Annotated in this window: 1 protein-coding gene; it reads right to left on the reverse strand. The window is 44.5% G+C overall.

The window, feature by feature from the left end:
- Positions 1 to 182: 182 nt before the first annotated feature.
- Positions 183 to 12,371 carry an MARTX multifunctional-autoprocessing repeats-in-toxin holotoxin RtxA gene (rtxA, locus tag TI10_RS12100; RefSeq protein ID WP_049583600.1) on the reverse strand — a complete coding sequence of 4,063 codons (12,189 nt, stop codon included), beginning with the start codon at positions 12,369 to 12,371 and terminating at the stop codon, positions 183 to 185.
- Positions 12,372 to 12,885 lie beyond the last annotated feature (514 nt).

A 12,885-nucleotide genomic window follows, 5' to 3' on the forward strand; every position in this document is an offset into this window, starting at 1 on the left:
ATGTATTTTTATAATTAATATTTACTCAAAAAATATGACAGTCAAAAATACCTCAGTCTTATGAATTGTTCCCCGAAATTAGACAATTTACCCAAGAACGATAATACCCTTGCGAGATTAAGATGGCCCACCTATCTAGTGAGCCATTTTTACTGCTATTACTTAGTGTTGTAGAAAATTAATCAGGCAAATTTACCCTTGCCAATTGTGGTATCTGCCCAAGCCGTCGTAATAGCCATTTTCTCCCTGCTATCTAGCCCTTCGATAAAACCGTTATCACCGACTGTTGGGGCAAAGTTGCTCATTGCCTGAATCAAGGTGTCAACCGCATTGTCGGAAAGTGCCGTAAATTCACGCTCTCCTGATGCATCCTTACGCCCCATCTGCGTCACTAATTTGGCACGGTTACCATTAAAGTAATTATTAAAGGTGACTGAACCCACCGATTCAAATACACCCTGAGCGGTTTTATCCTGAGTACGGCGGTTCACTGATAGCACTAAATCGTATCCACTGCGCTGGAACCACAAGTCTTGCCAGTCAATACCATTAAAGGCAATCATATCTTCCGCATTGATATCATTAACCTGACAGTCAATCACCTTATTACTGACCACAAAGCTGTCTACCTCTGCACCGCCCTGGAAGCGGTTTTGATATCCCCCCAAAACCAGTAGATCTTGACCATCACCGCCGTCAAACTGGCTGAATTTAGAAATTGTGGCCGCTATCAAGTGGTCATCACCTTCTCCACCATTAATCACCGCATGATAGCCCATCAGCTTAATGACATCGTCACCCACGTTGCCATCAATTCGGTTGTCATTACCAAACACCCTGCCAAAGTCATTGCCTGCACCTAGCTCAACCCGGTTGTTATTACCGATTGTCACGGCATAATCTTGATCTTCCCCAGTATCCACTTGGTTGTAGTTACCAGAAGTAACAACGTAGTCCTGCCCGTTACCAGCGTCAATAAGACCACCTTCGCCAAAAACAAACGTCTGATCATTACCCTTACCCATGAACACATGGTTAATGCGGCCGGCTACCACTGCGGTATCATCTCCCTCACCACCAAACATCCAGTTTTCACGTCCCATCAGAACGCCCAGGTCATCACCCTCACCACCGGTAAAGATGTTGGAGGTGCCGATTGAGTAATAAACATCATCACCACGTCCACCCCAGAAGTTGTTGTTATCGCCCAGATAAGCACCGAGATCTTTACCGTCGCCGCCCCAGTTGAAGTTGTAGTTCCCCAATGATACGTGGATATCGCTATCCCCTTGCAGATGACCGCTGTTACGCAGGAAATCAAAGGTTTTCTGCTCCATATTAAGCAGATCTGCGGTTAAATTCTCTTCCAGATTGGCCACTAACGATTTCATCTCTTCTTGTTTATCTTTGCTGAATATCGTTGCAAACAGGTTAGGCAAATTCAGCGAATTAAAACCCAATGCACGCTCTGGTTTGTTATTAGCCTGAATATTCCCGCTGTTAATGGCAACTGGAACACCCTTTTTCCGATTTTCATCAGGCGCTTTCTCTTTCAGCCCATGACTGACAAAAAATGAGTCAATACTCTCTGCATTCATATTGGCGTTCTGTTTCAAACCATCAATCAGTTTATCCGGATCAGTGAAAGCACGTAGTTGGTCACCACCAAACTGCTTAATCACTTCCAGCATCTCTTGCAAAATAGCTTTACCATTAACAGGTTCGCCGGTACGAGAAATAATCCGGCCCTCCGGGGTGTAATCCACACCAAAAATATCCGCTAAAGTGGTATCTGCATTCACGCTGGCTAATCGACCAAGCAGTTTGTTTTTAAGCTGACGCGGTAAGTCCTGTAGATTGTAAGTAAATGTTGTCTTCGCTATGCCCGTCGTCGAATATTGCTGCGTCATCAGACCAAACAGAGAACCTAAGTTGGTATCCAGAATCGATTGAATATGGTCGCCGAACATAAAGTTCCAACTGCCGGTTGTGACCTGAATATCCGCCCCCCGACCACCTACCGCAAAATTGAAAGCCAGTTTCTCATTGGCTTGACGGAATTTATCCGCACGGCTCATTTTGCCCGTATCAATGTTGTTGCCGTGACCACTTAACCATTGGTGGTATTTCTTGTTCAATGCCGCTTCTGCATCACTTTTCAAACCACGGCTACTGCGCTCATGCTGCGAATCTAGATCAATCAATGTTTTGTAATCGACACTGCTGGTTTGGTCTAAGCCAGATATGTCCTGCACAAATTTCTTCACACCAGATAACGTCCACTGCCGATTTTGCGCCGTCAACCAGTCCCACTCTCTGCCGGAATGAGCTATAGATTTCAGTACACCGGCAATACGAGCAGCGCCATCAAATGGATTAACCAGCGGTGGCGTAGGGATGGATTTATCCATCATGACAATCAGGTCATTACTACGCCCTTGGTTGAAACTGACGTTACGGTTGCCAATAAACATCTGCGCCCCTTCAAGCGCCTGATAACCGGCAATATCGAAGCTATGTTGACTGTCGCCATCCCCGATGTGAACCATCACATTGTTATCGCCAAAGGCCAGTAACTTAAAACCACCCGTACCCACTTTGATGCCTACGTTCGATGTTCCCCAATCGATCGCGGTAAATTCACCGTCGCCTATGTTCACCTGTATATTGCCGGCATAACTCAGCGACTTATCCGATTGAGGATTTGAACCAAGCTCTATCCTGTTTTTGCGCTTCCCTGGCGCAGTGAAAACATCATGGTTATCTGCAATTGCCCCTTTGGTTATTGAATCAGATTCCGTGTACCCCACTTTGGCAAGGTTGATATCGCTTTCAGCCACACCCCGTCGCAATCTTTCTGTTGTGGTCGTTAGTTCACCCTGTTCATTCCAGCGTAACACCAGTTTGTTATCGTTCAATTTGTTAACCCACTGGTTATTTTTATCGCGGGTAAATTTACGACCTGTCGCATCAACAGCCACTTCACTACGACGCGCTGAAACATCACTACGGATGCCTTGTTTATCTAAGGCGGTGATAAAGCGATAGGCAAAACCATTCCGCTTATCATCACTAATCAGTGAACAACCCACGATGCTGATGCGATCAGGTTTACCCGCCTGGTTAAAATTACGGCTGAACTGTTTCAGTTTTATTGCAAGTTCATCGGCACTGTAACCACTCAAGCGAGTGTTATTTTGTGCCGATTCTTCACGGCCATGACCGACAACCTGCCAACGTAACTTGCCGGATAATCTGGTCGGATCACCATAAATGACCTGATATTCGCCATCGGCAGCAAGCTTAACCACCACACTGGAATCCGGGTGTTTACCCGCCAGATTGATCGCAGCTTTCGCTACAATCGGGTCATCCTCCATCTGAATAATGATCTGACTACCAAAACGTGTCCCACAATCACTACGCTTTTGCAGCGAATTATTTACCACATCCCGACTTTTATTTTGAGAACCGGAGAATGTCGAGACAATCCTATCGGCATATTGGCTCATCAAAGCACCACTCTCTTCATGACCATAAAAGGTCTGTTCACCCGAGACGCGATAACCCGCATCGGTCAATCTTGTACGCAGCTTTTCTCCCTCATGCCCTAAACCTTGATTGTCAGTTAACAACATGATCGGCGTATTGATCGACAAACTTTTGAGGTTTTTCTCTACTGAAAATTGCCCATTCATCGCTTTCGCCAATGCTCCAATCATGCCGCCAAGGTTTGGTACGTCATGCTCAGTTATGGTTTCGGTCATACTCGATATTGGCCTGTCGAGTAACAGACCTGACACGGCTTGATTATTTTGCGCTGCATATCGAGCAAGATCCGCCGCCACCGGCCCACCGATGTCATAACCATGAATGATAATATTACCCGGCTTGATACCGCGATCTTGCACCAAATAGCGCAACATCGTCTGGGCATCTTGATAGAACCCTTGTTCACCGGGGTTACCATCACTACCACCATAGCCGCGCATGTTGATAGCAAGCATATCAACGCCCTGATTTTGGTAGTGGTTTTGGATATCATGCGTTTGCTCTTCGGCGGATAAACCTGAACCATGAAGGAAAAGTACGACTTTTTTCTCTGCTACCATCGAGGTATCATCTGGTTTTATGTCGCCTTGATGATAATATCCCGTTAAATATCCCCCCTCGCCTTTTAAGGTGATTTTGCTCGATTTGCCACTAGCAACAGCATCATTAAGAATTATCTGCGTCTCATCACTGATATGGCGGCGATCTTCTTTAAAACCATACAGTTCGTTGTTAAAGAATCGGGTCAATGGGTTCAAAGAGTCTGTATCCCGTGGCGAAGTACCATCATCCTCAATTAATACCGACTCTGACGCGCCATTTTTACCCGATAACGCCTGTAACGCTTCCACTGGAGAGTCGCTCTGTTCTCTCTCAGGGGTATTTTCTCGATAAAGGTGTTGGGTTTTCTCAAACGCACTATTTAATGCCTGATTTATCCATAGTTCTCCTTTATCTCCGGCGATATCCATCAGATCCGTATAACTGGCGGTGTAGTGTTGGAGTACCTGTTTGCGTTCATCGCCGATCTCCTGTAACGCTTTGTAAACCACCAAACTTTCATTAACCGAATGACCGCCATCAAATACCAGAAACACCAAAGTATTAAGATATGCCTGCTCCTGCGAGAAAGTGGGATCTTGACTAGCAATATAGTTATTGAGATGAACCATGATATTGGTCGATCCAGATGCCCCCGTCACCACGGAATGCCCTTGCGCCAGAGCGTTACGCTCAAGCGCGGTTTCCTGCCCAGGCGTTAGTACTCTGCCTGCTGCCACCTTTCTGCCATACAAGAAATCTTCATATTGATCACCGGATGGCTGGTAGGGCAATGCAATACCATAATCATTGGTTTGCTGCTCAGTTAACTTCACTTTATAGGTAACATCAGCCATATTAGTTAACTTACTACTGGTGGAACGCGCCTTATAGATCTGATCCCGATAGAAAATGTCCGCTTCCGCCTTCCACTGAGATAAATGTAACCCCATACCATCAGTGTTCGACATTTTTACCGCCAGAAACGGAATTTTTATCATTTCAAAACCGTTATCCACCTTAGTCATCATGATTTTAAAGTTATCAAAGGTCGGTTTTTGCAGGAATGCGGTCAGTTCAGGCACCCGACTGAACCAAGGACGAACATCCTTTTTAATTTTTTCAGCAAAAGCTTGCATCCTGATAGCAATCTGCCCGTCGCGGACGGTTGAGCCAGAAGTACTTTGTATATACAGCTCAAACTCCTGCACCAGAAACTGACCTATCCGCCTGGAGGCGGCTATCGCATCCGGTGACACGGTTTTCACCAACGCATGCGCCAATTCAGAGTCAAAACGACGGCCAAATAAGTTATCAATATATTGGGTAGTCGACTTTTCTTTGTGAGCATCAGCCTGTAATGACAGTACCAAACCATGTAACTCAGGGTATGCCTGTAGCTGACTGGCAGCATCATCAAATAATTTGATAGTTTCCTGCGATGTGACTTGCCCAGTAAGCCAGAGTTTTCTCGCTCGTCCAATTAAAGGCAGCGCTTCCGGGATATTAGCAGTCTCCAATCGGGTCATAAAAGCAATCAAACTTTCACTTTCGGTCCTTGGCGCTTCCCGTTTAGCGGTTGAATTCGTTCGAGTCAACGGGGTAATCTGCCACTCAATAAGATGATTAATTTCGTTTTGTGTTATGTCGCCTTTTAAACCGACAACACGTCCGGTTCCATCAAATATTACCCATTGATTCAGTTGATCAGCACGCTGAGGCGGCACTGCAATCCCAAGCACGCCTGCGGATTCGGCTCTCTGGGCCTGCAAATGCTCAATCATTCGGCCTATTTTAAAACGTACTAAGTTCACCTGACTGGTGCGCAGAGCAAATTCCTTTGGGCTACGCTGTTGCCAATCCGCTATCGCCTGTTCAAGCAGCAATATATGCTCTTCATCGAAATGGCTCATCGTTTTATAGAAAGTATCACGTACAACAACCAGCGCTTTACTAAGCTGCCTTTTCCGCCCCAATGTTCGCACATTGGGATTGATAAATAGCTTATTTCCCTCTTTCAATAAATTAAATTTTGCATTTTCAAATATAGCGGAATTTTTCTGCTCCACCTTGACATCATTTCCCAACGATTCCAGATTAATGCCTGAAATTCGCGGCACTCTTCTGCCAAGCTCCCCCGAACTGTTCGAAGTGGGGATTACCATGTCGTCAGAGGGTACTTTGGTAAATTTTGGAGCCGTTAAAACACCCGCATTTATCTGTAGACGATCAACCACTTGTTTAGCACTAAACAATCCCTGTAGCCCTTCTTCGGTCAACCCGTTGTAGAATCTTTTTTCAGCTTTCGGCATGAATTCAGGATCAACATGACTACCTGTTTCCCCTGCGCCTGTCGATTCGTAGGCATTGCCAGACAAACCACTACCACCGGCACGATCAGGTCTGGCATCACTCTGTTTTGTCCCTCTAGCATCTGCTTGTACCTGAGCAATCTTACTTTCAGCCATAGCGGTATCACGCTTACCTCGATTTTCCGCTTCCTGACAGACGATATTTGCGTCATTATCCGCTTTTTCGGCCCGTTGTCGCTGCAATAACGCCTCTTCTTTTCTTAATGCTGCTTTTTCCTGAGCTTCTGCAATATCTTGTTTTACACTGGCATGGCGCTGCTCACTTTGTGCTACACCGGCCTCGGATTTCGCAACCGCTTCTTTTATTGGTTGTTGGTTATCCGTAATAACGTGTTGAGCATTGGCCAATCTTTTCTGGGTAATAAATTTGGTGTAATCCAACTCACTCTGAACACGGTCCAAGAATTTGCCAGCAAATTGATTGCGCCACTGGTCACCGGATTTGCCGCTGTAATTTTTATAGTTATCAAGCAAATCTAAACCTTGCGTCATGGAAATCAGTTTGTCAGTCTCCGCCTGCGCTTCTGCTTCTATCGCATTACGCTGTGTCAGCCCATTTCGGCTAAGCGCTTCCTGATCCGTTAATTCCAATTGGGATTGCGATTTCGCAATCGACGCCAGTTGTTTTTCTTTTTCTTGTTCCAACAGTTGGCGATCTTTTTCTGCTTTTTCTTTATCGCTTAATGCATTTTGCGCCGCTTTACCCTGTTTCACATGTTCGGTAATAATATTGGCCTGTCGTGAGCTCTCAGATTTTGCAATGACGTTATCCAGAATATAGCCTACGCCATCATTCAAACCGGTTCCTTTAAACTCAATTCGATTACTGCCCGCTTTTGCTGTCAGCTCTAGTGTTTTATTTTGCCATTTCGCTGCGTCGCCAAAAGTCGAGAATACAAGTTTGCCGTTCCAAAAAACATCCATACCATTGTCGGCTGAATAAGCATCGGGACGATTAGCAAAATCAAAGCTCAGTAAAATCACTTCTCCCTCAAAACGGTTTTTCAGGTCCTGATAAATAGTGGTGTTTTTATCAACATCAAGTTCACTGACTCGTTCTCCATAACGGGTATCATTAGGACCATCAGTACTCACTGGGCTATATGCCGCAATATCATTGCTTGACTGCCAATTCAACTTACTTTGTTTAAAGTCGTCATTAATAATCAGTGACGTTTCAGATTTCACAACGATATTGTCTAAGATATAACTAAATTTATCATCCTGACCTGTACCTTTAAATTCAATCCGGTTAGTGCCCGCGTTTGCCATTAAATCGAGTTTTTGAGTGCGCCATATAGCCCGCGGTCCAGAAGCTGAGAATACAGACTTACCATTCCACAACACCATTATTCCGCTGTCACTTAAATCACGGTCCGCCATCTCCAAATGACTCATAAAATCAAAAGTCAGTGAAATCACTTCTCCTTCAGACAAATTTTGTAATTCCCGCCAAATTACAGTGTTTTTATCAACATCAAATTTACTGACTCGTTCACCATCACCGGTATTATCAAGACCATAAGCGCTCGCCGGGTTATATGCCTCTATATCATTAGTTGACTGCCAACCCAATTTACCTTGTTCAAAGTCACCATTGACAATCAGATTTTCATCCTGATCTGACTCCGATCGCATTTTTTGACTCAAAGCACCTTCTATTGAACTGACATCAGGCGTCTCCACGGCTGTTACAGCACTATTAAGACTATGGTTTAAATCTGAACTTACCAGCGCAATTTCATCCATTTGAAAGCCATCAATGGTAGAAACTTCCGCTAAATTAATCGCGCCTCTGCCTTTATGGGTGCCAGACGTGTTAGCTTCCTCCCCCTGAACCAGGTAATTAATCGCCTGACTTCCTCCAACGCCCAATGTTGTCTGTTTGATATGTTCAAACAGGGAAGAGAGTTTGCTGCTTTCCGTCGCAGAGAAGCTGTAGAAATCACCATTACCAATCTTAACCGCCACGTTATTACGTGCATAAGAGGCATGGATGCCCAAGCCATCACCCACATGGATATTGGCATTGCCGTTACCTTTCATGACTGCAACATTAAGGCCATCCCCAACTTTGGTATTAACGTTATATTTCCCCCACGCCACGTTAACCGAAACACCATCACCCACATGGGTGTTAATGTTAGCGTCACCATGAGCAGCAGTTACATTTAAGCCATTTCCTACCGTCGTCGTTACGTTAGCTTTCCCTTTTGCCGCCGTAACCTGCATACCATCACCCACTTTGGTGACAACATTGCTTTCGCTCCATAAGGCATTAAAGCTGTCTCCCTTACCCACCTGAGTGACAATGTTGGCCTTACCTTGGGCAAGCACCACATTACGCCCGTCACCGACTTTGGTGATAACGTTGGCTTTGCCCCAAGCGCCGGTGTAATCATCTCCGTTACCCACATGGGTAATGATATTGGCATCTCCCTGAATTACCGTGACTTCTTGTCCATCTCCTACTTTGGTAATGAGGTTAGCTTTACCTTTCCCGAAGTTGTAACGGTCGCCATTTCCCACTTGAGTCAAGATATTCGCTTCACCCCAAGCCGCATTTACGCCGGTACCATTACCAACCTTCGTGATGATATTAGCTTTACCTTTGGCAAAACCCACCGTCGTACCCTCTCCAACATGAGTCATCACATTACCCACATCGGAAATAAGCAGGCCGACGGTGGTACCGTTTCCTACTTTGGTCAGAATATTGCCTTTGCCAGACAGAATACCGGCGGTTATCGAGTTGCCGACATGCGTAACAACGTTCGCTTTCGCCGCCGCAACCACCCCCATAAAATCATCACCCACCTTGGTGACGATATTCGCCTCACCCAGTGCTAACACGCCTGTTAAGCCATCCCCCACATGGGTCATGATATTGGCTTTACCAAACATGGCCGCCAGTGTTGTCCCCTCACCGACTTTGGTCATCACGTTTAGTTCACCGGCAAACAAACCAATACTGGTCCCCTTACCCACATGGGAATAGATATTGGCTTTCCCGATCATTAAAGCGGCGGTCAGATCATTACCGACTTTTGTCAGCACATTGGCGCCGCCAATCATAACGGCAAATGTTTCTCCATCACCCACATGGGTAAAGATATTGGCCTTGCCGACCATAGCCGCCAGAGTCATGCCATGACCTACTTTCGTGGCGATATTGCCCTTTGCCAGCATCAACGCAACACTTGCGCCATCCCCGATATGAGTGAACACATTGCCTGCGGCTACCATCAATGCCAGCGCATTACCGTCACCCACTTTGGTAAAAACGTTCACTGCGCCGCCCATTAACGCCCATGCGTCTCCTTTGCCGACATGGGTAAACAGGTTGCCTGCGCCAATCATGGCCGCAATCGAGGTTCCATCCCCGACTTTAGTAAAGAGGTTGCCCGCTGCTGCCATCACGCCCAATGTCAAACCGTCGCCAACATGGGTCAATACGTTCCCTATCCCAAACATGATACCGGTCGCGTCACCCTTTCCGACTTTGGTCAACACATTAGCGCCTCCGAGCATAACGCCCATTGTGTTACCGTCACCGACATGTGTGAGGACGTTTGCACCGCCCCCCATCACCGCCAGCGCATTGCCTTTCCCTTTTTTGGTAAGAATATTGGCGCCGCCCAATGCAATTACGGTGGTGTTGGAAGTTTCAGTTTCATCACTGAGATGACTGATAATGTTAGCGCCACCGAACATACCGGAAACCAAATCTCCGTCGCCAAGTTTAGTTAGCACGTTAGCGCCACCCCAAAATACTGAGGAGATATCTCCCTTTCCTACCTGAGTGATGACGTTAAAACCACCCGCTCCAGACCAGTTTCCATCACCATTACCGATTTGGATATGCGTGTTGTACCCACCCAACATCAGCACTCGACTGTTACCGTTGCCTTTGTGAATTGAGATATTCCCATAAGCCAGAAGATGAGCCAGGTATCGTCCATCCCCGACCCGCACAAGAACATTTGCCGCGCCGCCAGCATAAATATCCATTTCTCCATGCAGACTTTGGTGAACAAGGACATTGGCTAATCCCGCACCACGGAATGATAGATTGCCCTCTTCACCGTTTTTCACAATGACATTAGCCCCACCACCCCCGTCAAAATAGGTATCACCGAATGTCGAACTGTGCAGAATAACGTTGGCCGCCCCCACTCCGGTGAAATTAATATTACCGTGCGTCACATTGGATGTAATAACATTTCCACCACCTGCGCCGTTGAAATAAATATCACCAGAACTATCCCCTCCACTCTTTGATGATTCGATAAGATCTTGCTCAGAATAACCCTTAAGATCCGTCAAACAATCAGTAATATCATCTGCTACATTCAAATCATAATGAAGCTGACTTAACGTATAACCGGCCCCTATTGATCGATAACCACCAGGATAGGAAAAAGCTTCGTCTGCTATACGGCTAGTATGATCACCTTTTTTATACCAAGATCTTGCAATATATTTCAGCTTTCCTGTTTCATAATCATTCGCTAATTTAACCTCGACCACTTTGGTGTAAGGGTCCAGATATATTGCATATATATAAGTATTCGGCTGATCATTTGATTTAACCGGAGAGATATCGATTTTCAGTCCATCAGAAGAGATCGCATATCCTCCTATTTTGGCGCCACCCAATGTGACATCTTCTGCTTTAATATTGCTACCATCAGCATAATTCACCCATTTATCGGTTAATAATGCCTCCTCAACACCCTGTATTGTGGTTTCTTGTCGATATATAAAGTTAATATCGGCAAGCGTAATAGCATCTTCCTCTTTAACAGGGATAAATCCATTATTTACATTAATATTTTCCTTAGCAATATCCTTAAGATGATTACCCTCTTTATACCAAGAAGTCGCATAATAACGGAGCTTACCAGTATCAGGATTATTTTGCAGCCGCACAGCAACAACGTTGGTATTAACATCATCGGCAACGGCAAAGAGATAAGTATCAGGCTCTACAATGGATTTAACGGCTTTAATTTTCCGGGATTGTTGAATCCAGTCTCCCTCCATTGTTGCTGAGGTCATAATAATATCTTTCGCCTGAGCAAATGCTATTTCATTTTTCGCACCTGTTCGGGTAATTTCATTATAAGCCCCTGCGCCAGTAAAATGAATATTACCGTGGGCAACATCAGAATAGAGTTTATTATAACCACCGGCACCTTCAAGAATAATATCGCCATGTGTCTGTTTATATCCATCTTCACTATGGCGTATACGTTCAATCCGATTTGCTGCTCCCGCTCCACGTAAGATAATGTTACCTTTTCTACCTTTACGCACGATACGGTTATCAGCACCAATACCATTCAAAGTGATGTCGCCGCTTTCTATCCGCGAATCGATACTATTTGCAGCGCCTGCGCCGTTAAATGTCACATCTCCTTGAGTGCCTTCATAATGATTATACCAGGTACGGTCAATTTCATTAGCCGCTCCTGCACCGGCAAAATAGATATTTCCCTGATCAGTTTCATGCCATAATTCATTATATCCACCAGCCCCTTTAAAACTGGTATTACCAGATACACCTTTACGAGTCAGTTTATTATAACCAGCAGCACCCGAATAATATAAATTTCCTGTTGCACCGGCGTGATCAATAAAAGCCGCACCGGATGCGCCTGCAAATAATAAACCGCCATTTCCCGTTTTACGAATACCGGTATAACCTGAAGCTCCCTTTACCGAAAGTTCACCATCTGTATGGTATACATCGACCTTTAATGAACCAACAGTAACATCATCATCTCCGCCATAAGCATAAACTTCACCACCAACACCAATGGCAATAATATTATTACCATCATTATCGTCGTAATATTTTCCAGTAAAGAAGTACTCTGTACTTCTATTCGATGATTTACCCATCAATAGCCCTTTAATGTATCATTGAGGTTAAGCAGAAAACCACTGCATCTAATGGATAGAGCAGTTATTTTGAATATTCAAGTTGTTACGAAACAGTGAAATATTCCTACTTTTTAATAGCAAAAAATTGGATAAAGAAAAAAATCGCTATTAAAATTAACATCAGAGATTATTTGTACGAACTTATCAGACATACTTTTTTCCAAAAGGAATTTATTAATAAAACGTATCGTATATAGCAAGAAAAATACTAAGTTCAGAAAGTTTTCGAACTAATGCCTCTATAAACACTTTCAAATAAATCCATCGAATAAAATCAAGAAAAATCCAAAAAGACATTTAGTGCAGATATATTTTCCACAAAAATATGGAAAATACAGATAAGGTAATAAAGTCACTTATAAACTAAGATACAAATTTCCATCAATTACTTTATTCCATTTCAATAAATAACCACACAGATTATAACTATTAAAACAATATAAGTAAACGAGATAATAATATCCTACTTTTT

This window comes from Photorhabdus luminescens subsp. luminescens, assembly GCF_001083805.1.
Taxonomy (GTDB): Bacteria; Pseudomonadota; Gammaproteobacteria; order Enterobacterales; family Enterobacteriaceae; genus Photorhabdus; species Photorhabdus luminescens.